At 59.6% G+C, this 24,060-nt stretch carries 22 protein-coding genes and 1 tRNA gene; 9 read left to right on the forward strand and 14 right to left on the reverse strand.

The genetic code is table 11. The features are described 5' to 3' along the window. Window positions 1-812: 812 nt before the first annotated feature. The 3 genes from msrQ to phaeop14_RS15085 form a co-directional block, all read right to left on the reverse strand. Complete coding sequence (gene msrQ, locus phaeop14_RS15075; RefSeq protein WP_096789996.1) at window positions 813-1,409, reverse strand: protein-methionine-sulfoxide reductase heme-binding subunit MsrQ; 597 nt, start codon at window positions 1,407-1,409, stop codon at window positions 813-815. Further along, a complete protein-coding gene (msrP, locus tag phaeop14_RS15080) occupies window positions 1,410-2,330 on the reverse strand; it encodes a protein-methionine-sulfoxide reductase catalytic subunit MsrP (protein ID WP_096789997.1) in 921 nt (306 codons plus the stop codon). A 69-nt stretch (window positions 2,331-2,399) separates the two neighbouring features. Next, window positions 2,400-3,893: an FMN-binding glutamate synthase family protein gene (locus phaeop14_RS15085; RefSeq protein ID WP_096789998.1), complete on the reverse strand. Its 1,494-nt coding sequence runs from the start codon at window positions 3,891-3,893 to the stop codon at window positions 2,400-2,402. Between the two features lie 111 nt (window positions 3,894-4,004). Between phaeop14_RS15085 and phaeop14_RS15090 the strand changes: the two genes are divergently transcribed. Further along, on the forward strand, window positions 4,005-4,511 hold the full coding sequence (locus phaeop14_RS15090) for a hypothetical protein (protein ID WP_040170249.1): 507 nt from the start codon (window positions 4,005-4,007) through the stop codon (window positions 4,509-4,511). An 87-nt stretch (window positions 4,512-4,598) separates the two neighbouring features. Then, window positions 4,599-5,156, forward strand: a complete 558-nt coding sequence (locus tag phaeop14_RS15095; RefSeq protein ID WP_096789999.1) for a hypothetical protein — start codon at window positions 4,599-4,601, stop codon at window positions 5,154-5,156. An 82-nt stretch (window positions 5,157-5,238) separates the two neighbouring features. On the opposite strand, the gene clpB is transcribed toward phaeop14_RS15095, so the two are convergent. Beyond that, window positions 5,239-7,857, reverse strand: coding sequence for an ATP-dependent chaperone ClpB (gene clpB / locus phaeop14_RS15100; protein WP_096790000.1), 2,619 nt, complete (start codon window positions 7,855-7,857; stop codon window positions 5,239-5,241). 326 nt (window positions 7,858-8,183) lie between these two features. On the opposite strand from clpB, the gene pyrF reads away from it, so the two are divergent. Further along, complete coding sequence (gene pyrF / locus phaeop14_RS15105; RefSeq protein WP_040170244.1) at window positions 8,184-8,915, forward strand: orotidine-5'-phosphate decarboxylase; 732 nt, start codon at window positions 8,184-8,186, stop codon at window positions 8,913-8,915. A 496-nt stretch (window positions 8,916-9,411) separates the two neighbouring features. Here pyrF and phaeop14_RS15110 read toward each other — a convergent pair whose 3' ends face one another. After that, the gene (locus tag phaeop14_RS15110; RefSeq protein ID WP_096790001.1) at window positions 9,412-9,828 is read right to left on the reverse strand and encodes an NUDIX hydrolase; all 417 of its coding nucleotides are present in this window, start codon (window positions 9,826-9,828) and stop codon (window positions 9,412-9,414) included. Between the two features lie 184 nt (window positions 9,829-10,012). On the opposite strand from phaeop14_RS15110, the gene phaeop14_RS15115 reads away from it, so the two are divergent. Then, a complete protein-coding gene (locus phaeop14_RS15115; protein WP_416011247.1) occupies window positions 10,013-11,293 on the forward strand; it encodes a DNA polymerase IV in 1,281 nt (426 codons plus the stop codon). Between the two features lie 12 nt (window positions 11,294-11,305). On the opposite strand, the gene phaeop14_RS15120 is transcribed toward phaeop14_RS15115, so the two are convergent. Beyond that, window positions 11,306-12,166, reverse strand: a complete 861-nt coding sequence (locus phaeop14_RS15120) for an N-formylglutamate amidohydrolase (RefSeq protein WP_096790002.1) — start codon at window positions 12,164-12,166, stop codon at window positions 11,306-11,308. A gap of 159 nt (window positions 12,167-12,325) precedes the next feature. On the opposite strand from phaeop14_RS15120, the gene phaeop14_RS15125 reads away from it, so the two are divergent. The 3 genes from phaeop14_RS15125 to phaeop14_RS15135 all read left to right on the forward strand — a co-directional run bounded on the left by phaeop14_RS15125 (window position 12,326) and on the right by phaeop14_RS15135 (window position 13,852). Next, a tRNA-Val gene (locus tag phaeop14_RS15125) sits at window positions 12,326-12,400 on the forward strand. A 78-nt stretch (window positions 12,401-12,478) separates the two neighbouring features. Further along, a complete protein-coding gene (gene ykgO, locus phaeop14_RS15130) occupies window positions 12,479-12,604 on the forward strand; it encodes a type B 50S ribosomal protein L36 (protein WP_008562923.1) in 126 nt (41 codons plus the stop codon). 231 nt (window positions 12,605-12,835) lie between these two features. Further along, window positions 12,836-13,852: a Fe(3+) ABC transporter substrate-binding protein gene (locus tag phaeop14_RS15135; RefSeq protein WP_040170233.1), complete on the forward strand. Its 1,017-nt coding sequence runs from the start codon at window positions 12,836-12,838 to the stop codon at window positions 13,850-13,852. Window positions 13,853-13,957: 105 nt separating this feature from the next. Here the strand turns inward: phaeop14_RS15135 and phaeop14_RS15140 are convergent, their stop codons facing one another. Continuing rightward, window positions 13,958-14,500 carry a DUF2938 domain-containing protein gene (locus phaeop14_RS15140; RefSeq protein WP_096790328.1) on the reverse strand — a complete coding sequence of 181 codons (543 nt, stop codon included), beginning with the start codon at window positions 14,498-14,500 and terminating at the stop codon, window positions 13,958-13,960. Between the two features lie 296 nt (window positions 14,501-14,796). Here phaeop14_RS15140 and phaeop14_RS15145 point away from each other — a divergent pair, with 296 nt between their 5' ends. Then, on the forward strand, window positions 14,797-15,663 hold the full coding sequence (locus phaeop14_RS15145) for a CobW family GTP-binding protein (protein ID WP_096790003.1): 867 nt from the start codon (window positions 14,797-14,799) through the stop codon (window positions 15,661-15,663). A gap of 20 nt (window positions 15,664-15,683) precedes the next feature. On the opposite strand, the gene phaeop14_RS15150 is transcribed toward phaeop14_RS15145, so the two are convergent. The 6 genes from phaeop14_RS15150 to phaeop14_RS15175 form a co-directional block, all read right to left on the reverse strand. Beyond that, window positions 15,684-17,417 carry an ABC transporter permease gene (locus phaeop14_RS15150; protein ID WP_096790004.1) on the reverse strand — a complete coding sequence of 578 codons (1,734 nt, stop codon included), beginning with the start codon at window positions 17,415-17,417 and terminating at the stop codon, window positions 15,684-15,686. 197 nt (window positions 17,418-17,614) lie between these two features. Continuing rightward, window positions 17,615-18,832 (reverse strand): phenylacetate--CoA ligase family protein, encoded by a 1,218-nt coding sequence (locus tag phaeop14_RS15155; RefSeq protein WP_096790005.1) that lies wholly within the window; start codon window positions 18,830-18,832, stop codon window positions 17,615-17,617. 14 nt (window positions 18,833-18,846) lie between these two features. After that, the gene (locus phaeop14_RS15160) at window positions 18,847-19,683 is read right to left on the reverse strand and encodes an ABC transporter ATP-binding protein (protein ID WP_014876149.1); all 837 of its coding nucleotides are present in this window, start codon (window positions 19,681-19,683) and stop codon (window positions 18,847-18,849) included. 157 nt (window positions 19,684-19,840) lie between these two features. Next, complete coding sequence (locus tag phaeop14_RS15165; RefSeq protein WP_040170225.1) at window positions 19,841-21,124, reverse strand: ABC transporter substrate-binding protein; 1,284 nt, start codon at window positions 21,122-21,124, stop codon at window positions 19,841-19,843. Window positions 21,125-21,214: 90 nt separating this feature from the next. Next, window positions 21,215-22,291, reverse strand: coding sequence for a branched-chain amino acid ABC transporter permease (locus phaeop14_RS15170; protein ID WP_014876151.1), 1,077 nt, complete (start codon window positions 22,289-22,291; stop codon window positions 21,215-21,217). Window positions 22,292-22,294: 3 nt separating this feature from the next. Beyond that, a complete protein-coding gene (locus phaeop14_RS15175) occupies window positions 22,295-22,552 on the reverse strand; it encodes a hypothetical protein (RefSeq protein ID WP_040170221.1) in 258 nt (85 codons plus the stop codon). 102 nt (window positions 22,553-22,654) lie between these two features. On the opposite strand from phaeop14_RS15175, the gene phaeop14_RS15180 reads away from it, so the two are divergent. After that, a complete protein-coding gene (locus phaeop14_RS15180; protein ID WP_096790006.1) occupies window positions 22,655-22,999 on the forward strand; it encodes an SHOCT domain-containing protein in 345 nt (114 codons plus the stop codon). A gap of 57 nt (window positions 23,000-23,056) precedes the next feature. Here phaeop14_RS15180 and phaeop14_RS15185 read toward each other — a convergent pair whose 3' ends face one another. Further along, a complete protein-coding gene (locus tag phaeop14_RS15185; RefSeq protein ID WP_040170218.1) occupies window positions 23,057-24,043 on the reverse strand; it encodes a branched-chain amino acid ABC transporter permease in 987 nt (328 codons plus the stop codon). Between the last annotated feature and the right edge of the window lie 17 nt (window positions 24,044-24,060).

Raw genomic sequence — 24,060 nt, forward strand, 5'->3', positions numbered from 1 at the left:
ACCTCTGCACATCTTTGAATGTCCTACCGATAACGCTACTTGAGGACGGGCCTCAAACAGCACGGCTTCGAACCCGGCTAGGAACTCGAAACGAACATCCAACATTCTCTGTTTCTCGTGCTTCAGTACCAAAGGTACAGAAAGCCGACAAACAGTGAAGCTGACACTTTATCATCGCGCTACCACTTTGCTACTTGAGCGCAGGGCGTTGCTAAAAGCGTTGATATGAAGAGGTTGATCCATCGAATGAACCAAACCGCCCACATATCTCTTCAGATATCATCAATGTCAAAGAGCATACATCCAGAGACAACAACCAACAGATGCGCCAAATTCCTGACGCGCCCGCCGATCAAACCCTCATAAATGCCACCGTCTTTCCGATGCGTCCGACCGTCTCTCCAGCCCGTCCCAGCGTCTCTCCGCCGCGTTTCCCGTCCATCCCAGCGTCGCCGCCGTCCCGTCCGGTGTGTCTCAGTAGCGCCTCAGCGCCGCCGGTGAAGGGGGTTCTAAGGCGAGTTACACAAAGCCGCAACACCAAAATCAAAGAAAATCAAAGTTTCTGGTGATTTTCTTATTATACTATATTTTTCAACATCTTACGCCGCACTGTTTCCATACATCTGCGTCTGACCCCGCCGGATGACCGGATATTTCCCGGCAAGACCAAAGCTGCAACCGGTTTCAGACCCGAGTCAGCGGTGTTTGCGCTCACCCTAATCCGAGTCGGGATCCATCAAAGCCCCTCTGGCGAGTCGAATGGAGGGGCTTTGACGCCGACAGGAGCCGTTGCATCAGCTGCTGGCGAGGTTTCACGCCAGCTTCAGCCGCGCGGCCGATGGCAGGCGGAGTGCCAACAGAAGCAGGATCAGCCCCATGTAGATCAGCGGTTCCAACTGAAACCCCTTTGCCAGCATCACATAGTGCAGCGCTCCGAGAACAGCAGCCGGATAGGTCAGCCGATGCAGGAGACGCCAGCGCGCGCCCAACCGGCGCACCGAGATCCCATTAGAGGTCAGCGCCAAGGGGAGCATCAGCACGAAACCAGCCATACCGATGGTGATATAAGGCCGCTTCAGAATGTCCGCCAGGACCTGGCCCAGAAGCTGCACATCAAGCAACAGCCACACCAGCAGGTGGCAGCTTACATAGAAAAAGCACAATAGACCGATGGCCCGGCGAAATCGCATCAGGTTCACCCCAAGCAGGCGGCGCAGCGGCGTAATCGCCAGGGTTGCCACCAGCAACTGCAGAGCCAATTCGCCATATTCATGTTCCAGTGCCTTGATCGGTTCCGCACCAAGCGCACCAGTGAGACCCTGATAGAATAGGACAGCTGCGAGCAGCACCCCGGCCACATAGACCAGCCAGACCGGAACTGCGCGCAAGAGGGTGTTGATCCGCTGCATTTAGAAGTTCTCAGCCAGATCCATACCCTGATAGAGCGCGGCCACATCTGCCTCGTAGCCGTTGAACATCAAAGTCGGTTCGCGGCGGGCAAAGAGACCGCCGCCGATACGCCGCTCGCTGGCCTGACTCCACCGGGGATGATCTACCTTGGGGTTCACATTACTGTAGAACCCATATTCGCGCGCGTTCGCCATGTTCCAGCTGGTTTGCGGTTGCTGATCCGTGAGCGTGATGCGGACAATCGACTTGATCGATTTGAACCCGTATTTCCATGGCACCACCAAGCGCAGGGGCGCGCCGTTCTGATTGGGAAGCGGTTTGCCGAAAATCCCGGTGGCCATAATTGTCAGCGGGTGTTGCGCTTCATCCAGACGCAGACCCTCTCGGTAGGGCCAGTCCAGCACCTTATATGCGGTGCCGGGCATTTCCGATGGGCGGTAGAGGGTTTCAAACGCCACGTATTTGGCGCCGTCCTGCACGCCGGCCAGATTAAGGAGGTCGGCCAACTCAAAACCCTGCCAGGGCACGACCATTGACCAGGCCTCGACACAGCGGAAGCGATAGATCCGCTCCTCCAGCGTCATCGCCTCCAGAATTTGCGCCATGGAATAACTGCCCGGCCGCTCTACCAGACCGTCAATCTCAACACTCCAGGGCTCCGTCATCATCTGGCCCGCATAAGCGGTGGGATCCCCCTTACCCGTGCCGAATTCGTAGAAGTTGCAATAGGTGGTGACATCCTCCCAGCTGTTGGGCTCCAGCGCCGCCTCCGTAGCGGCCTGCGCCGCAGTGCCACCCAGCCCTGCCAGACCCAGCCCCGCAACACCGCCAAGGCCTGCCATGATCTGACGGCGGTTCAGAAATGCCGAATAGGGCGTGACATCAGCGTCGTTCAGATCGTTCGTCCAGCGGTGGGCCATGCGGGGTCTCCTTTATATCCGTTGATAAGGACCTAAGGCAGCTGGCCGCACAGTCCAAAACATATCCTCTCACGTCTCCGCGATGGCACTGTAACCTGGCATCAACTCATGCATCGGCCGACTGCGCCCATCCTCCTGCATGATCCGAACATGGCGACGACGAAGCTGGCGTGGCTCGCTCACCCCGACAGAATGAGCAATGGTTTCCACCTCGTGGATGATCTCCTTGGCGTAACGGGCAACGCGGGTGGATTTTTCCTCGACCACCAGCCCCTTTTGCAGGCGCTTGTCGTGGGTGGTGATCCCGGTGGGGCAACTGTTGCGATTGCATTTCAGGGCCTGGATACAACCCAGCGAGAACATGAACCCCCGCGCCGAGGTGACGAAATCAGCCCCCGCCGCCAGCGCCCAGGCAATATCGCCCGGATTGACCAGCTTGCCCGAGGCGATCAGGCGGATACGATCCTTCAACCCGTATTCGTCGCGCAGATTGCAGATAAGGGGCAACGCCTCGCGCACCGACATCCCAACCAGATCAATCAGTGGCATCGGGGCGGCGCCGGTCCCGCCCTCGCCGCCATCGACTGTGATGAAATCCGGCGCGCTGTCATCCTTGCGCGCAGCAATATGCAGAAACATCTCGCGCAGGGCGGACTCGGCCCCGACCACCAGCTTGATCCCCACCGGCTTGCCGGTCACCGCCCGGATGTGGGCGATCATATCCAACAGCTGGTCATAGTTGGCGATCTCAGGGTGCCTGTTCGGCGATATACTGTCCTGACCTTCCGGGATCCCACGGATCTCGGCGATCTGCTGGGTGACCTTAGCCCCCGGCAGAATACCGCCCTTTCCCGGCTTTGCCCCCTGCGCCAGCTTCAGCTCAAACATCCGTACGGCATCATATGAGGCAACCTTGCGCAGGTGATCATCGCTCAGCCCGCCAGTATCATCGCGCACGCCGTATTTTGCGGTGCCGATCTGAAACACGACATCACAGCCGCCTTCCAGGTGATAGGGGCTCAGCCCGCCTTCACCGGTGTTCATCCAGATGCCCGCCTCTTTGGCCCCATGGCTGAGGGCACGCACTGCAGGCGCCGATAGCGCCCCATAGCTCATCCCGGAGATGTTGAAGAAGGACGGCGCCATATAGGGCTGGCGGGCAGTCGGCCCGATCAGGCGCGGCTCGCAGCAGGCCTTGTCATCATCCAGCGCGGGAAAGGCCGCATTCACAAAGATCGGCGTGCCGGGCACGTTTAGATTGCGGGTAGAGCCAAAGGCAACCGTGTTGCCCTTCCCCTCCGCTGCACGTCCGACCCATTCCCGTTGCGCACGGTTGAAGGGCATCTCCTCACGGTCCATGGCAAAGAAGTACTGGCGAAAAAACTCACCCAATGTACTGAACAATCCGCGAAACCTGCCGATCACCGGATAGTTGCGCCGCACCGCGTCCTCTGTCTGGATCCGATCCACCACGAACAGCCCCGCCGCGACCAGTGCCAGCGCGCCCAGCGCAAAGACAAAGACATAGGCGAGGAATTCTATGGCATTTGCCGCGAAACCCATGCAAAAACTCCTATATGATAATGGAACGCGCTGCCCATCGGCTCGCCCCACACCAACTTGGCGTATTCCACGGGACGGGCAAGTCACCTTTGATCACATTGGGAGAGGACCATGACGAAAACCCCCGCAATTCGCACCACAGGTCGCCATATCGGCAGGCATATCTTCACCCTGTCAGGCGCAGCCGCCGTCGTCACAGTGACCGGCCTGTCCGCCATAGCAGAGCAATCAGAAGACACACATATGGTCAGTTATCAGACAAACCTGAGCTTTGACGATGTGACCTTTGGACTGGAGAGTGCCATCACTGACCGTGGTCTGGTGGTTGATCATGTCAGCCACGTTGGAGAGATGCTGGAACGCACCCGCGCAGATGTTGGTTCTGACATAGTGCTGTTTGAACAAGCCGAGGTCTATTCCTTCTGCTCGGCCAGCCTGTCCCGCAATGTGATGGAAGCCAATCCGATGAACATCACTTTCTGCCCCTATGACATCTTCGTCGCGCAACAGCCGGGCAGTGACATCACAACGATCGGCTTTCGCGCCTTTCCCGAGGGGGAGATGCAACTGATCCAGACGTTGCTGAATGACATCGTTCTTGAGGCGATTGAAGAATAGAGCCGCCGAGGCAGGTTTTCCCCGCTGTCTGACGCCGTCGCCTTTGATATGCTAAGGGTACCGAAACGCTGAGCGAGCAGACCCTGTATGAAGTCCATCGTTGTTTCCCTGCTGCTGCTTGCCACGGCGCTGGTTATAGGCTGCGCTCCCCCTACCGGTGAAGGGCCAGATGAGGTCAGCCAGCTGCGTCACGCAATCGAAGCCCTCAGCCCCGATGTAGACCCTGCCGAGGCCGCGCGCGCGGCGCACATCGCCTATAGCCACGCAACCGCCCTCGCAGAAGAGTATCAGGTCACAACCTCACCCATCCTGCACAACACCCTCGTCAACAGCGGCGTCCGGCAGCGGGGCCTGTGTTATCACTACGCCGAGGACATGCAGGCGCGACTGCAAAGCGAGGGTTTTCAGAGCCTGACAATTCTGCGCGCCATCGCGGAACCACGAAACAGCTTTCGCATCGAACACAGCAGCGCCGTCATCGCGCCCAAAGGCGCAGATATCTACGGCGGCATTGTTTTGGACCCCTGGCGCTATGGCGGCAAACTCTACTGGTCGGCCACTTCCGATGACCCCCGCTATGACTGGGAACCGCGCTTGACGGTTTTACGCCGCAGGGGCGCGACGCGCGTGCTGGCCAGCAACTGAGACCCAAGCCTTAGCCAAACAGCAAACGAAAAGGCCCGCCAGATCTGGCGGGCCTCTCTCATTCAATCGCGTCTGCAAATGTTTAATGGACGACGGCATCATCGGGACGCGGACGGTCCGTGGTGCCGATCCGGTCCCCGATGATAAGGCCCTCGGCACCGGCGCTCACAGGCACCGTGTCCCCGTCGCGGATTTCTCCGGCCAGCAGCATCTCCGCCAATGGGTTCTGCAACGCCCTCTGGATCACCCGCTTCAGCGGGCGCGCACCGAACACCGGGTCATAGCCCTCATCGGCAAGCCAGGTTTTTGCACCGTCGTCCAGTTCCAGCCTGATCTTGCGCCCGATGAGGCGCTTTTCAAGCCGGGCCAGCTGTAGCGTGACAATCCCATCCATATCCTTGCGACCGAGCCGATCAAAAATGATCGTCTCATCCAGCCGGTTCAGGAACTCGGGGCGGAAATGGGCACGCACCGCGTCCATCACGTCCCGTTTGGCGTCGGCGGCATCGGCCCCATCCGGCAGCTGGCTCAGCGCCTGTGCGCCAAGGTTCGACGTCAGGATAATCAGCGTCTGCTTGAAATCCACGGTCCGACCCTGCCCATCGGTGAGCATCCCGTCATCCAAGACCTGCAACAACACGTTGAAGACATCCGGATGCGCCTTCTCGACCTCATCAAAGAGAACCACCTGATAAGGTTTACGCCGCACCGCCTCGGTCAGCACGCCGCCCTCATCATAGCCGACATAGCCCGGAGGCGCGCCGATCAGACGAGCAACCGCGTGTTTCTCCATGAACTCCGACATGTCGACACGCACCATGGCGCTGTCATCGTCAAACAGGAAATCGGCGACGGCTTTGGTCAGCTCAGTCTTACCAACACCGGTCGGGCCGAGGAACAGGAACGACCCAAGGGGGCGGTTCTCATCATTCAGGCCTGCGCGGGCCCGGCGCACGGCGTTGGACACAGCGGTCACAGCTGCGTCCTGACCAATCACCCGACCGTGCAGATCGGCCTCCATCCGCAGCAGTTTCTCGCGCTCCCCTTCCAGCATCTTGGAGGTGGGAATACCGGTCCAGCGTTCGACCACGCCCGCGATCTGCTCGGGACGTACGGCCTCTTCGACCATCAACCCGTTGCGTTCAGAGGCTTCCGCCTCACTCAGTTGTTTTTCCAACCCGGGGATGACGCCATAAGACAGCTCCCCCGCACGGGCAAGGTTGCCCTCCCGCTTGGCCGCATCCAGATCGGCGCGGGCGCGGTCCAGCTGTTCCTTCAACCCACGGGCAGAGGCCAGCTTGTCCCGTTCGGACTGCCACTGCGCGGTCATTTCCGCCGATTTTTCCTGCAGCTCCGCCAGTTCTTTCTGCAGCGTCTCCAATCGGTCCTTGGAGGCCGCATCATCCTCAAGCTTCAGCGCCTCTTCCTCGATCTGCATCTGGAGGATCTGCCGGTCGAGCGCATCCAGCTCTTCGGGTTTGCTGTCGACCTGCATCCGCAGGCGTGCGGCGGCCTCGTCCACGAGGTCAATCGCCTTGTCCGGCAGGAACCGATCAGTGATGTAGCGATGGGAAAGCGTCGCCGCAGACACCAGTGCCGCATCCGCAATACGGACACCGTGGTGCAATTCGTACTTCTCCTTGATGCCGCGCAGGATCGAAATGGTGTCCTCAACCGTCGGCTCGGTCACCATCACAGGCTGGAACCGCCGCGCCAACGCGGCATCCTTCTCAACATATTTGCGGTATTCGTCCAGCGTCGTGGCGCCAATACAATGCAGCTCCCCCCGTGCAAGCGCAGGCTTGATCAGGTTCGCCGCATCCATCGCGCCATCCGATTTCCCTGCGCCAACCAGCGTGTGCATCTCATCAATGAACAGGATGATTTCGCCGGCAGCCTCTGTCACCTCGGTCAGAACCGCTTTCAGACGTTCCTCGAATTCTCCGCGATATTTGGCGCCGGCAATCAGCGCGCCCATATCGAGCGAGAGCAGCTGCTTGTCACGCAAGGATTCAGGCACATCGCCATTGACGATACGCAGTGCCATACCCTCGGCAATTGCAGTTTTACCAACCCCAGGCTCGCCAATAAGAACCGGATTGTTCTTGGTCCTACGGCTCAGCACCTGCATCGCGCGACGAATTTCCTCGTCCCGGCCGATGATCGGATCGATCTTGCCGTCCCGGACCGCCTCCGTCAGATCGCGGGCGTATTTTTTCAACGCGTCATAACCGTCCTCGGCGCTGGCGCTGTCCGCCTTGCGCCCTTTGCGGATATCGTTCACCGCCTCGTTCAGCGCCTGCGCGGTGACATTCCCAGCCGCCAGCGCATCCTTGGCCTTGGATTTGACCATACATAGCGCCATCAGCAGCCGCTCTACCGGCACAAAACTATCACCGGCCTTCTCAGCAATCTTCGCTGCCTCGTCCAGCACCTTGGCGGTCTGACCATCCAGATAGATATCTGCAGAATTGCCCTGAACCTTGGGCAGTTTGGACACCGCCAGCTCCAGCGCCTGAACCACCTGTTCCGGGGTTCCACCCGCGCGGGTAATCAGATTGCTGGCCAATCCTTGGTCGTCATCCATCAGCGCCTTCAGCAGATGCTCAGGCATCAGCCGTTGGTGATCTTCCCGACGCGCAATCGTCTGGGCCGCCTGTACAAAACCACGTGCCCGTTCAGTGAACTTGTTCAAGTCCATCTTGCTCTCCTTATATAAGCGCCCCGTTTTGATGGTGACGCCCGCTTTGCGGCACGTCCCGGTCAGGGCCTTCACGTTCAATGTGGGAGATCTTACTGTCTCTTCAAGGTCAGTCTGCGGCAAATATGTCACCAAATCCCTGACCCAGATCAAGAGTTTGGCCCGCCTGCACTCCTGCCCGAACACATATGGATCATGGCCACCCCACCGACCCGGCTGTTTTCCCCTTTCCCAACGGCAGCCCCGCCACTAAAAGCAGCGCAATTCCTAGACTGCCTGCACGTCCACACCGCCCGCAATAGCGCCCCCAAAGACGAGGAACCTCCATGTCCGCATCTTCCACCGCCAACCCCAGCCCAAAATCCACTGCCGACGACCGCCTGATCGTTGCCATGGACGTTCCCAACGCAATCGCCGGCCTGCAGCTGGCCGACACGCTTGGCGATGCGGTGTCGTTCTACAAGATCGGCCTGGGTATGCTGACCGGAGGCGGGCTGGCCCTCGCCAATGAACTAAAGCAGGAACGCGGCAAGCGCATCTTCCTCGACATGAAACTCTTCGACATCAGCGCAACGGTTGAGGCGGCTGTCCGCGGCCTGGCCCAGTTTGACCTCGATTTCCTGACCGTCCACGGCGACCCCCATGTCGTGCGCGCCGCCAAGGAAGGGGCCGCTGGCACCAACCTCAAGATCCTTGGCGTGACCATCCTCACCTCTCTGGACCGCGCTGATCTGGACGAGGCGCTGATCAAATCCGGTGAAATCTCTGACCTGGTACAGGAGCGCGCGGGCCTTGCGCTCACCGCCGGAGCCGATGGCGTGATTGCCAGCCCGCAGGAGGCCGCCCTGATCCGCGCCCTGCCCGAGGCGTCAGGCAAACTCATCGTCACCCCAGGCGTGCGTCCCGCCGGAGCCGCGTTGGGAGACCAGAAACGCGTGGCCACCCCCGCCAGCGCGCTGGAGTCAGGTGCCGACCATATCGTGGTGGGCCGTCCAATCTGGGCTGCAGAGGCACCACGCAGCGCAGCCGAAGATATTCTGACCGGCCTGCCACGCTGACGTTCAATCTGGCAGCCAGCCGACCTCGATCCAGTTGCACTTATTCAACACCCCAAACCCGCCAGCGCAGATCGCCTTGGCGGGTTTTTCTTTCGCGACGGTCAGATTGACCGCTCCAGCATGGTCGCTGCCGTGAAGTGCCCAAACATTAGGCAGAAATAAAACATTTGACTGCACCTTACATAGGCGGGCCGCAACCCGCTTCCGCGCGACATTTACCTAAGGTCAAGTGCGGGGATTATAACAGATTTTCGTGCCATCGCGTCCCCCAATGCGCCTTTTTGTCCTGTGCCCACAAAAGCACACAGGCAGAGGTGGAATTACATAATCCTGCGCAACAGGCTATGACGAGAGGCCAAAATGACCGACCCTGTGGGAGAGACACTCCCCTGACGGCCTTGCTCTTCCTGAGGTTCGTCACCTCCCCCGCTACAGCAGCGGGGGTTCTTTCTTTCAGGCCCTGCCCCCGTCAACCGAACAGCAGTCGCGCGCAAACTCATGCGGTGATACTGTCACGCTGCGATAGATAGGCCTGCAGATAACCGGCGAAATGTGGCACCGCCAGATCATGCGCGATGTACCATTCTGGCGGGACCAACGCCCAGCTCTGCCCTTCATCCCCTAACTGGATGTCTCGCCTTCTCACGGCAGGGAGATGTGCCGCGAAAAACCAGACCACACCGTTGGGCCGCGCATAGCTGCGCCGCCAAACCAGATCCGCCTCCTGTACGAGCAACCCGACCTCCTCCTTGGTTTCGCGCAGGGCACAGGTTTCCGGTGTTTCCGCGCCTTCACGACCGCCCCCCGGAAAGTCCCAGTGGCCGGGATAGGGGATGTGCGGATAGGCGTCACGCTCAATGACCAACAGCCTGTCACCGATGAAAAGCGCAAGCTTGGCTCCGTTGAATGTCATTCCTGCTCTCACCATGTCAGATCATCTAAAGACAATTTCCGTGGCAGAGGCTACTCTAAGCCCCCCTGCCGCACCATGAGATTCCCTCATCCAACCTTTCCCGGTTTTTGCCCCCATGTCCGACCAGCACCCCATAACGTCTGATCTGACCATATCCGAGGGTCCGGCCGACGGCGGCCAAAACCTGCAGGTGCTTTGCCGGGAGTGCCTGTCCCATGGCGTGCTGAAACCCAAAAATGGCAAAACACCAAACCCGAAGCGCTGCCCAAGCTGCCAAAGTCCGCGTATTAAAGCACATTCTGAGCTGTTCTCGCTCTCGATTGCACATATGGACTGTGATGCGTTCTATGCCAGCGTTGAAAAACGCGACAATCCAGATCTCGCCGACAAACCGGTGGTGATCGGTGGTGGGCGGCGGGGCGTGGTCTCCACCGCCTGCTATGTTGCGCGCATTCGGGGTGTCCGCTCCGCGATGCCCATGTTTCAGGCGCTGAAGCTCTGCCCGGATGCGGTGGTGATCAAGCCTCGTATGAACGTCTATGTCGATGTCAGCCGCCAGATCCGTGCCATGATGGATGAGCTGACCCCGGATGTTGAACCCTTGTCGCTGGATGAGGCGTTCATGGATCTGTCGGGCACCCAACGTCTGCATGGCGCGCCGCCTGCGGTGATGCTCGCACGGCTGGTCAAACGCATGAAGGATGAGCTGGGTGTGACCGGATCCATTGGGCTGTCGCACAATAAATTCCTGGCCAAGGTGGCCTCCGATCTGGACAAACCGCGCGGATTTTCGGTGATTGGCGCGGCTGAAACCTCGGAATTTCTGAAGGATAAACCGGTGCGCCTGATCTGGGGCATTGGTCCCGCCGCGCAGGCCTCACTCGACAAGGCCGGGATTCGCAGCTTTTCCGACCTTCTCAGGTGGGAGCGGACCGACCTAAATGCCCGCTTCGGTTCGATGGGAGAGCGGCTTTGGCATCTCGCGCGTGGCCAGGACCGGCGCCGCGTCTCCTCCAATGCACCCATCAAATCCATCTCAAATGAGACCACTTTCTTTGAAGATACGGCCAGTCTTGAGGTGCTTGACGGCCATTTGTGGCGGTTGGCAGAGAAGGTTTCCGACCGTGCCAAGGCGCGGCAACTGGCCGGACGCGTGGTGACGCTGAAGCTGAAACGCGCAAATCACAGTAGCCTCACCCGGAGGCACTCCCTGCGCGACGCCACGCAGATCGCCGACACCATTTATCGCACCGCCCGTGCCCTGCTGGATCAGGTTGGCAACGAAGGTCCCTACCGGCTGCTTGGCTGTGGCATTTCCGATCTGGTCCCGGAAACCCAGGCCGATATCACCGGTGATCTGCTCGACCCTCAGGCGGGTCAGCGCGCCAAAGCCGAGCGCGCGACAGATGCCATTCGCGAACGTTTTGGCAAATCTGCCATCCAGAAAGGTCGCGCCCTTCGCTAACAGCGGCCAGACTTACTCCGCTGCGAGAGGCACCGGATCACAATTCAGTCGCGACAGTTCCGCAATCACATCGGTCAGCACCATCTGCAGCGCGGCAAAATCAGCGGTTTTTTCCACGCGCGCCTCATTCATGTAGAGGCTCCGATCAATTTCGACCTGCACTGCATGTTGCGCACGCGATGGGCGACCATAGGTTTGCGTAATATAGGCTCCCGCAAAGGGGGTGTTGCGCGCCACGCGCAGCCCGGCGCCGACAAACGCCGCTTCGACCCGGTCCATAACCTCGGAGGAGGCGGCAGCGCCGAACCTGTCCCCCAGCACGACATCAGGCAGCCCAGCCCCCCGGCGCCCGGCAGCAGATATCGCCTCATGCGGCATCGAATGGCAGTCAATCAGCACCGCCTGTCCAAACCCGATCCGCGCCTGATCCAGAAGCTGCTGCAATGCAGCGTGATATGGCCGCCAATAGGAGGCGATCCGCTGACTCGCCTCGCTCTGGCTCAGCTTGCCACGATAGATCGCCCGCCCATGGGCCACCACACGTGGTACCACGCCCAGCCCCGAAGCCACCCGCGGGTTCTGCCCGCGTTTGATGACCCCCTCAATCAGCGCCGGGTCCAGCTCTTCTGTGGAACGGTTGAGATCGACATAGGCGCGGGGCGCCCGCGCCGTCAGCAGGGGCATTCCGAATCGCGGCGCGGCTGCGAACAGCTGATCAACAAAGGCGTCTTCCGAACTGCGCAGCTGCAAAGGATCAAGAATCGTCTGCGCCAGAAACGCCGCGCTGTAGTCCGATCCGCTGTGCGGCGAGGCAAAAACAACCCCAGACCGCAATTCCTGTGGCATTTCCACCAAATATACTTTGTCAGACATGCAGGCTCCGGCCGATCAGATACAAGAAACAGCATAGACAGGAAATTTCTGCGGTCAAAAGCTCTTGCACCCCTCTCCGACTCATTTTATAGACCCCTCACCGGCGCGGTCATCCGCGCCCCTTTCAATTTGGGGCCGGCCGAAAGCGTAGGTATTCATGGGCGATTAGCTCAGTGGTAGAGCACTTCGTTGACATCGAAGGGGTCACAAGTTCGAACCTTGTATCGCCCACCATGAATTCATTGCTCTGGTCCAACGATCGGAGCCCCGCAACCCAGGCGCTGGTTCGCGCCGCAGAACAGGAGATAGGCCATGAAGGTCAAGAACTCGCTCCGCTCGCTCAAGAACCGGCACCGTGATTGCCGCGTTGTGCGTCGCAAGGGCCGTGTCTATGTGATCAACAAGACCCAGCGCCGCTTTAAAGCACGCCAGGGCTGATTGCCAGACGCAGCTTAGCTGATTTGAAAACCGCATCTTCGGATGCGGTTTTTTTATTTTGTCCCCCTCACATCGCCACAAATAACCAGGTCGCAGAGGCCTGCGTCTTTTTCTGATTCTTTTTGTCGGTTTTGCTTTGCAATTGTGCTGAAACTCTTTATCTGAGCAAATCAGTCGGGTTCGACGCCACTGGCCAAGACCCCTGAGTGTTTTGAATAGATGGGATGTACCATGCTGAAATCGACCACCATTCTTGCAGGCGCCTTGGTCGCCGCCGTCGCAACATCTGCCGCTGCCGAGGGTGAGCTGAACCTCTACTCCTCGCGCCACTATGATACCGACGAACGTCTCTACTCTGATTTTGAAGAGGCCACCGGCATCACCATCAACCGCATCGAAGGCAAAGCCGACGAGCTGATCGCCCGCATGAGCGCCGAGGGTGCGAACTCTCCCGCCGACATTCTGCTGACGGTCGACACCTCTCGCCTTGCCCGCGCCAAGAACGAAGGCCTGCTGCAGGCCATCGACAGCGACACACTGGAAGCCCGCGTTCCCGGTTATCTGCAGGATGCAGACAACCAGTGGTTCGGTTTCTCGCAGCGCGCGCGCATCATCTTCTTTGACAAAGCAGACGTCGCCAACCCGCCAAAAACCTATCTCGATCTCGCAGATCCCGCCTACAAAGGTCAGGTCTGCATCCGGTCGTCGACCAACACCTACAACCAGACCCTGCTGGCCTCGATCGTCACCCATCACGGTGAAGAGGCCGCAACCGACTGGGCAAAAGGCGTCGTTGCCAACATGGCCCGCGCACCGCAGGGTGGTGACACCGACCAGCTGCGCGGCATCGTCTCTGGCGAATGCGAAATCGCAGTCGGCAACAGCTACTACTTCGCCCGCTCCATCCGCAAAGACGTGAAAGGCCTCTCAGCAGATCGCGACATGATCGGTTGGGTCTTCCCTGCGCAGGATGCAGAAGGCGCGCATATGAACCTGTCCGGCGGTGGTGTGGCGGTAAACGCCCCCAACAAAGACAACGCGGTAAAGTTCCTGGAATACCTCGCCTCCGATCAGGCACAGCAGTATTTCTCCGCTGGCAATGACGAATACCCTGCGGTTCCCGGCGTTGCTCTGGCCCCCAGCATCGCCGCACTTGGTCACTTCAAACCGGATGATGTTCAGCTGTCCGACGTGGCCAAGAACATCCCCACCGCCCAGAAAATCTTCAATCAGGTGGGCTGGGAATAATCCCCCCAGTGGGACGACCGGCGCATATGCGTCATTGATCTAAAGATAAAGGCGCAGGAAATTTTCCTGCGCCTTTGTTGTTCTGAAGGACGCACTGCAACCGACCTACTCTGCCGGTGAAACCTGATCCTCAGATCCGGACTGACCCTTGGGCGCCAGACGGGACAGGCCATACGCCACCACATACAGCCCCAGCCCGAACGAGAAATGCGACATCAGGCTCTTCAGCCGCGCGGCATCCGGATTGGGTTTGTTTGCCGCCATGATACCCGCGCCCAGTGCCGGCTGCAGGATGAAGAACGGGGCCACTACCGTCACCAGACCAAAGAGAATCGGTGCAACCGGCCCCGGCTGCAGCAGTTGACGCTGCCCACCAACCGCCACGAAGACCGCCGCGAAGATCACGCCAACACTGTAGTGTGCAGTCCAGCCCAGTGCGGCCTCATTCGCCACCGGCGCCGCCTTGCGGATACTGTCGTGGGTGAACACCCCCTCAGGCATATGGCCAAGCCAGCGCCCGACCACCGCAAAATTGCTTTGCGGAACACCAAACAACCCATCGGCGGCAATCGCCCAGAGATCCATGAAGGCCGTCGCCCCCAGCCCCAACAGGACAATGCGAATAATCAATTCATTGCGGTTCAACACGGCTTCCATCCCTTTTTCATGGTTTTGCTGCCCGGCGGACAAAGCCCCTCTCGGGTCCCCGTGATTTTAGGGCGACCCCGCTGCCTATCGCCAATCGCATTGTCTGAGGTGCCCCCCCAACAAAGCGGATACGCCATAACTCAATCGCGGTATTTGCTGCCGATACCAACTTGAACAGACGTCGCGCCGTGGGTGGACGGACGGGATAAGACCACCTATAGCTGCAGCCCGAATTCAGTGATGCAGAGCGGGGGACGAGCCATGCGTGACCATATCATTCCATTGGGGCGCACCCGATGAACCGAATCCCCGTCACCATCATCAGCGGCTATCTTGGCGCAGGCAAAACCACCCTGATCAACCGTCTCCTGAGCGAGGATCACGGGCTGCGCCTAACGGTATTGGTCAATGATTTCGGCCGCATCAACATTGATGAAAGCCTTCTTCAAGATGCCAATTCACAGACCATCGCGCTTAGCAATGGCTGCGTCTGCTGCACGCTAGGGGAAGATCTGACCGCCGCGTTGCACCGCGTTCTGGCAGAAGAGAGCCACCCGGATCACATCGTGATCGAGGCCAGCGGCCTCTCCGATCCGGTGGCCATCGCCAACACCGTGGTGAACGAAGCTCAGCTGTCCTACGGCGGGATCATCACCGTTGCCGACGGTGAAAACCTCTCAGATCTCCTTGGCGATGATCTCTTGCGTGATCAGGCAAGCCAGCAGATCCGGGCCGCAGATCTGGTGCTGATCAGCAAATGTGACGCCCCGTCGAGCGTGGTTATGGAGCAGCTGAGCGCGCTTGGCGCCCGCACGCCAACACTTTTGGCAGACGCTCCTATTGCCGATCTCCTGTTTGACGTGTTGCCTTTGCCTGTGGGCAGGACCAGTGAGAAATCCGCCCATCATGCCTATGCCACCTGGCACCATCGCAGCACCGCCCCCATGGACCGCTGCCGCTTGGGTGACAAACTGGCGAACCGGCCCGATGGCCTTTACCGGATGAAGGGCTTTGTGCTGACCAACGGCGGCGGGTATGAGCTGCATGTGGTTGGCCGACAGGTCTCTGCCAAACGCTGCGAGGCGGAAGAAACCGTGCTTGTTGCCCTTGGCCCCGCGGTCCGGATCTCCCGCGAAGATATTGAGGATTGGTGGCACAGCTGAGCCACCAAAGGAGGCCGCACTTAGCTGCGCCGCCCCACCTGCCGACAGATCAGGATCACCGGCAACAGGCCAACCAGCATGATCACCAGCGAGGGTACCGCCGCGCCTTCAAGCCGCTCGTCCGATGCCAGGCGATAGGCCTGAACCGCCAGCGTATCATAGTTGAAAGGACGCATGATCAGCGTCGCAGGCAGCTCCTTCATCACATCGACAAAGACAATCAGCAAAGCGGTCATCAGGCTGGGCGTCAGGATCGGCAGATGCACCCGGCGCAGCATACCCAGCGGGCTTTGCCCCAGCGAACGCGCAGCAGCGTCCATATTGGCATGCACCGTGGATTGCCCGCCCTCATAGGCGCCCAAGGCCGCCGCCAGAAAGCGCACCATATAAGCGGCCACCAGCAGCCAGATCGACCCGGTGATCAGCAGGCCGGTCCGGATCTCGAAATTCGCCCGCATCCAGGCATCAAGAACGTTGTCAAAGGCTGCAAACGGCACCATCAGCCCGACCGCAATCACCCCGCCCGGCACCGCATACCCCAACCGCGAGACATGCCCCGCCAACGCAGAGGGCCGACCCGGCCGCAGACGCTGATAAAACCCAAGGCAAACTGCTGCGACCACCGTCAGGATGGCCGCCGTCATCGCCAATGTAATCGAGTTCTGCAGGAACCCGAGATAGCGTTTGCTCAGCAGGGTCTGCTCCGACTCCATCCCCATCTGTGCCAGAATCACAACTGGCAACAAGAACCCCAAGAGAACCGGCAGGGCACAGAGACCAAACGCCAGAACCGCCTTAAACCCACGCAAATCCACCGGTGGCATCTTGGCCTGATGCTTGCCTGCATGATGATAGCGCGCCCGTCCGCGTGTGGCCCGTTCCGCAACTGCCAAGGTCAAGGCAAACCCAAGCAGACATAGCGCCAACTGCGCCGCACCAGCCCGGTCAGCCAGAGAAAACCAGCTGGTATAAATCCCGGTGGCAAAGGTCTGCACGCCGAAATAACTCACGGTACCGAAATCAGCGATGGTCTCCATGACAGCCAGCAGAACACCGGACGCGATCGCGGGGCGCGCCATCGGCAGGCTGACCCGCCAGAATGCCTGCAGAGAGGTATTGCCAAGCGCACGCGCCGCCAGAAAGGCCCCCGCGCTTTGCTGCAGAAACGCAGCCCGCGCCAACAGGTAAACATAGGGGTAAAGCACCAGCACCAGCATCACCGCCGCCCCTCCGACAGAACGGATTTCCGGGAACCAATAGTCGCGCGGCCCCCAGCCGGTCACCTGTCGCAATGTCGTCTGCACAACGCCGGGGTGATCCAGAACAAAGGTATAGGCATAGGCCAACACATAGGCCGGGAAGGCCAGCGGCAGGATCAGCACGACCTCCATTACGCGCACACCTGGGAAGCGGGTCATCGTCACCAGCCAGGCCGCACCCACACCGACCATTCCGGTTCCTAGCGCCACCAGCAGGACCAGTACCAATGTGGTTCCGGCATACCCCGGCAACACCGTGTCCATCAGGTGCCGGATCGTCTCTGTCCCGCCTGTCAGAGCCGCAAGGCTCACCGCCAGCATTGGCAATAGGCACGCCAGGGCCACCACCCAACCGACAGTGGCGAACAGCGCACCACCGGGTTTCTTTCGTCGCGCCCGACGGCCGCTTGGGCCTGCAACGGATGGCACAGCGCCTGCGGCGGCGACACGCTCAGCCTCTGCTGTTACGGGTGAAATAGGTGTGATCTTTGGCATGAATGCAGGACTACCTCAGTGCAGCCCTCTATTTCGATCATTTTCGTCGGAAATGCCAGCAACAATGGCAAAGCGCAGCCATTCGCCGCGCCCGCATACGTCACTGTGCTTGGCGAACCCAAAACTGGCGCAACCGGAGGGAGGAACCCGGTTGCGCCAGATATACCCGGATCGGGTGGTCCCCACAGGACAGGGGATCAGTCGTAGCTGCGCTGGTCCTCAATGACCAAACCGTCTTTAGGCAGGGCTCCGGGGGCGACCACTTCCACGCGCCCCTTCAGCTTAAGAACTTCCACAACCGAGCGGGAAAAGGCGATTTCATCCCCGTTCTGTGCTTCGATCTGGACGGTCATCGCATCCATTTCACCATCCCGGCTGGCAATGACCCGCGCCTTCACGATTTCATCATGCTTGTCGACCAGTGCCGCAACCTGTTCGGGGCGGACAAACATGCCCTTGATCTTGGTGGTCTGATCGGCGCGGCCCATCCAGCCTTTGATCCGCATGTTGGTGCGGCCACAGGGGGATTCACCCGGCAACACAGCGCTGAGATCCCCGGTAGCAAACCGGATGAGCGGATAGTCCGGGTTCAGCGTGGTCACCACAACCTCGCCCACTTCACCCACCGCAACTGGCGTACCAGTGCCGGGGGTGACAATCTCGACGATGACCTGTTCATCGACGATCATGCCCTCCATTGCCGCGCTCTCATAGGCGATATTGCCCAGATCCGCCGTCGCATAGGATTGCAAACAGGTGATTCCACGATCTGCATATTCCTGACGCAGGGATGGGAACAAGGCCCCGCCTCCGACCGCCGCCTTGGTAAAGCCCAGCTGCACACCCATGGCGTCGGCCTTGTCCAAGATCACCTTCAGATAGTCTGGCGTCCCGGCATAGGCCGTGGCCCCGACGTCACGCGCCGCAGTCACCTGAAGCTCGGTCTGGCCAGTGCCCGCGGGCAGCACAGCGGCGCCAACGGCACGCGCCCCATTCTCAAAAATCATACCTGCCGGCGTCAGATGGTAGCCAAAGCAGTTCTGTACCACATCACCGGGACCAATACCCGCCGCATGCAGGAACCGCCCCATCCGCCACCAGTCATGATCCACCCCGCCCGGTTCGTAGATCGGGCCTGGCGACTGGAAGATATGGGCAAATCCACTGGCAGGTTTCACGGTGAACCCACCAAACGGTGGATGCGCGGCCTGTGCCTTGCCCAAGTCGGATTTGCGCAGAACCGGCAGAGCCGCCAGATCCGCAACGGAAGTAATGGATGCGGCGTCAACATTCCGCAGGCTGTCGCCATAACCGGGCGCGGCCATGGCACGGGCAATCTGCTGTGGCAATTGTTCCGCCAAATCAGAGGCACGGGCCTCTGCACTGCGGGTCTCAAGGCTGTCAAAATTTGTCATGTCAGCACCCCGCCTCAGCTCAACCACCGCTTCCGGCGGCGATAGGATCGCACATCCCGGAAACTCTTGCGTCCGTCGTCGGACATCCCGAGGTAGAATTCCTTCACATCCGGGTTCTCGCGCAGTTCAGCGGCAGGGCCATCCATCACCACACGACCGGATTCCAGAATGTAGCCGTAGTGCGAGTAGCGCAGCGCCACATTAGTGTTCTGTTCGGCCAGAAGGAAGGTCACCCCTTCATTTTCATTGATCGACTTCACGATCTCAAAGATCTGTTCCACCAGCTGCGGCGCCAGCCCCATCGACGGCTCGTCCAGCAGGATCGTCTCCGGGCGGCTCATCAAAGCGCGGCCCATGGCAACCATCTGCTGCTCACCACCCGAGGTGTAGCCCGCCTGGCTGCGGCGGCGCTCCTTCAGACGTGGAAAGTAGCTATAGACCATCTCCAGATCGCGCTGGATGTTCGCATTACCATCGCTGCGCGTATAGGCGCCCGTCAGCAGGTTTTCCTCGACGGTCAGATGTTCGAAACAGTGACGGCCTTCCATCACCTGAATAACACCTTTTTTGACCAGTTCGGCAGGATCCCGATCCTGAATGCGCTCCCCGCGATAGCTGATCGACCCTTTGGTGACCTCGCCCCGCTCCGAGTGCAGCAGGTTTGAAACCGCCTTGAGTGTTGTCGTCTTGCCCGCGCCATTGCCGCCCAGCAGCGCGGTGATCCCGCCCTTCGGGACCTTCAGGCTGACGCCCTTCAAAACGAGGATCACGTGGTTGTAGATCACTTCGATGTTGTTGACCTCAAGCAGGGTCTCTGCCTGAACATCGGTGGTTTTGGCTGTATCCAGCATCTTTTGTTGTCCTCACGCGGTCCTGACCCGATCGCCCTGTTCCGGGTCTGTCAGTGGGTGCGGCCCTCGCGCGCCGCACCGGATGATATGCGCGCCAGCTGCGACGCGGTTCGGCAGATCCGCCCCCGACCGAAAGCCGGGGACAGACCAGACTGCGTTACTTGCAGCCCGCCTCGATGTTGTTTTCCTTGGCATAGGCCATGGAATCTTCCTCGATCAGCGGCTGGATCACATCGCGGTCGCTGGGTGCGAAATCGCTGATCAGATTCCAGGTTTTGGCCGAGGCATCCCACTGGGTCATCCCAACCAGACCGGGGCCACCGTGGTTTTCACAGGAAACGTTGAAGGAGGGACCGAAATACGGCATTCCCAGCGCAGACATGCGCGCCTCGGGCATCTCCAAGGCTTCCATACCATCACGCATCATCGCCGGGGTGATGTCGTTGGTGCCATGGATTTCCTGGGCCGTCTTTGCCGCTTCTACAGCCAGCATCGCCGCATACATGCCGCGGTTATAGAGCACGTTGCCAATCTGATCGCCGGCACCAGCCGCAAGCCCCTTGTCCACAACATGCGTCTGGATATCCCCGAACACAGGGAAGTCACGACCCACACCATGGAAGGTCACAGCCTTGTAGCCATTGGCCTTTTCGCCTGCCGCCATCACGTCATGCTCAGCACCGGACCACCAGACGCCGATGAAATTCTCCATCGGATAGCGAATATTGGCGGCTTCCTGAATGGCAACCTGGTTCATCACGCCCCAGCCCCACATGATCACGAAATCCGGACGGTCGCGACGGATCTGCAACCACTGGGATTTCTGCTCCTGACCGGGGTGGTCGACGGGCAGTGTCGACAGGGTGAAGCCGTGTTTCTTCGACAGCTCCTCCAGCGTCCGGATCGGCTCCTTGCCATAGGCGGAGTTGTGGAACAGCAGCGAGATTTTCTTACCGTTCAGATCACCGCCGTTTTCTTCCAGCAGATAGTTGATGATCCCCGAGGCACCATCCCAGTAGTTGGCAGGATAGTTGAAGACATTGCTGAACACTTCGCCATTTGCCGCCGATGTCCGGCCATAGCCCATGGTGTGCAGCGGAATGCCATCTGCGGTTACTTTTGGGATCAGCTGATAGGTGATGCCGGTGGACAGCGGTTGATAGACCAGCGCGCCTTCGCCCTTGGTCGACTCATAGCATTCCACACCTTTCTCAGTGTTGTAGCCAGTCTCGCATTCGATGACCTTTGCCTTCACGCCATTGATGCCGCCGTCGCGCTCATTGACCAGCGTGAAGTAATCCGCATAGCCATCCGCAAAGGGGATACCGCCAGCCGCATAGGGGCCGGTACGATAACTCAGCGACGGAAACACCAGGTCCGCCATGGCAGGGCCAGCGGCCATCACGGCGCCCAGCGCCAGAGTTGTCAGTTTCATTTTCATCGGGTCTCATCCTCCCTTGAATTGTCCGATGTGGGTCACAGCGGGGGTTGATCTTGTTATTGCCCCGCGGTCTTGCTTGGCCGGTCCCGCTTAGTGCGGGAAAGGCCAGAGTCTCAGTTTTTCCTTGGCCACGCGCCACAGCTGGGCGATGCCATGCGGCTCCGCGATCAGGAAGATCACGATCAGCGCACCAACAATTACCAATTGGATATGGGCCACGATATCCGTGGGCCAGCCGAGCACATCCACGCCCACGACCTTCAGAACGACCGGCAGCAGCACCAGGAACGCTGCCCCAGCAAAGGAGCCAAAGATCGAGCCCAAGCCGCCGATGATCACCATGAACAGCACCAGGAATGATTTGTTGATGCCAAAGGCTTCACCAACTTCGACGGCGCCAAGATAGACAGAAAAGAACAGCGCGCCGGAAACCCCGATGAAGAAGCCCGACACCCCAAAGGCCGAGAGCTTGGCCTTTAGCGGGTTCACCCCGATGATCTCAGCCGCAATGTCCATGTCACGGATCGCCATCCAGCTGCGGCCTACGGTCCCGCGGGTCAGGTTGCGGGCAACCAATGCGCAGAAGGCCAGAAAAATCAGGCTGAACATATAGGTGGCCCAGGCCGGTGCATTGGGGCCAGTGATGATGATGCCGAACACATCCCGTTCAGGCGCGCTGATCTGACCCGAGGCGGAGTAGTTGTAGAACCACGGCACCCGGTTGAAGAGCCAGACCAGAAAAAACTGCGCCGCCAGCGTTGCCACGGCAAGGTAGAACCCCTTGATCCTCAGCGATGGCAGACCAAACCCGATGCACACCAGCGCTGTGATACCACCGGCAAGCAACACGTGAATGAACATGCTCATTTCCGGAAACGCCGTCATCAGCTTGTAGCAGGCATAGGCGCCCACAGCCATGAAACCACCAGTCCCGAGGGACACCTGACCGCAGTATCCGACCAGAATATTCAGGCCAATTGCGGCGATTGAGTAGATCAGAAACGGCAGCAGGATCGCATTGGCCCAGTAATCATTTACCACAAAAGGCACCACCAGGAACGCTAGCGCCAGCACCACATAGTAGCGGATCCGGTCAAACTTGATCGGGAAGGTCTGACTGTCATCTTGGTAGGAGGTTTTGAAATCTCCGGCTTCACGATAGAACATGACTCAGATGCTCCCTTCTTGCTGCGCGCGGTTTCTCTGACCCGCGTCGAGTTGATTTGTCTTGCTTGCGTAGCCCGTTTGCTCGGCCACACGGGCCAGTCGCAAATAGGCAAGGATACCGGTGATCAGCCCCGCCGCCGCCAGCAGCGATGCTGTGACCATCTGCGCCTCCGAAAACCCTTCGGCGGTCAGCGCTAGGTAGCCAAAGGCCCAGAACCCGGCCCACGCAATCACATTGACGATGGCAATCAGCTTGGTCATCTGACCCCTCCGACGTTAACCATTTCTTCGGATTTCCGGCTTTCGCCACATTTCGCCCAATTCTCTGTGCCATCTTCTGCGTGGGAAAAGTGAGTGGGAACGATGAGTGCAATTTTGCAGGAAATCCGGCAGCTAGAGGCTGCCCGGGACAGGGGAGACATATCCCCCGAGGACTTTACCAAGGCGAAGAACCGGCTGTTGAGCACAGTCGAAGACGCGACAGTGCTACCGCAGGCCAATCGCCACCCCCCCCCGTGCGCCACAGCGCGGCAATCGGGGACCACGGCCTCTACGGCCTGGGGCATGTTGCTTTTGGCGCTATGCGCCGCTGCTGTCATGACGGTTCTTGTCGGCCAATTGGTCGGCGACATCACCATCGCCTTCACACTGGTGGTCACCGTCTTTGCCGCCATCGTCGTCGCCGCCTTCCGTCGCCTGGAAGGCTGAAGAGACCGGCATGGCGCGGCCGTATTCCGGTGGCGCCATGCAGACATGATAACGGCCTCAGACCCGTTCAATGATCTTCTCCCCGAACAGACCCTGCGGGCGGAACACCAGGAACAGCAGGGCCAGCACATAGGCAAACCAGTTCTCCGTCGCGCCGCCAACCATCGGGCCGACCAGGAATTCGAACAGTTTTTCACCAACACCGATGATCAGCCCGCCGACAATCGCGCCAGGGATCGAGGTGAAGCCGCCAAGCATCAGCACCGGCAGAGCTTTCAGTGCGATCAGCGACAGGGAGAACTGTACGCCGGATTTGGTGCCCCACATGATGCCGGCGACCAGCGCGACAAACCCCGCAACAGACCAAACCAGCACCCAGATGAAATTCAGCGAGATGCCAACCGACAAGGCCGCCTGGTGATCATCCGCAACAGCCCGCATCGCGCGGCCCTGTTTGGTGTACTGCGCAAAGGCGACCAACCCCATGACCAGCAGCGCGGCAATAACCGTCGCTACGATATCGAGGTTGTCGATGAAGAAGCCGTAGTCGAAGATCTGATAGGTGGTCTCGTCAATCCACAGGTTGATCCCCTGCGGCAGGCCGACATCCAGCGCTTTGATCTCGGACCCCCACATCAGATCCGCCACCCCTTCAAGGAAATAGGCAAGTCCAATGGTGGCCATGAACAGAATGATCGGCTCCTGCCCGACCAGATGGCGCATCACGAAATGCTGTACCATCCAGGCCAGCAGCACCATCACGCCCACTGTCATGAGAATTGCGATAAAGGACGGGACGGTCCAACCGAAATGGGTGATATGCCCCCCGAAGATCGCATTGATCACATGGGAGAACGGCACCTGGCCGTTCATAATTCCCACCAGCGTCATGGCCGCAAACAGCGCCATCACACCCTGTGCATAGTTGAAGATGCCCGAAGCCTTGTAAATCAGGACAAAACCCAGCGCGACCAGCGCATAAAGCACGCCCGCCATCAGGCCGTTCAGCGTGACTTCCATCGCAAAGACGAGTTGTTCAGGCATCCCGCTCTCCTCCCGCA

Origin of the sequence: Phaeobacter piscinae (assembly GCF_002407245.1) — a bacterium.
GTDB classification, from domain to species: Bacteria; Pseudomonadota; Alphaproteobacteria; order Rhodobacterales; family Rhodobacteraceae; genus Phaeobacter; species Phaeobacter piscinae.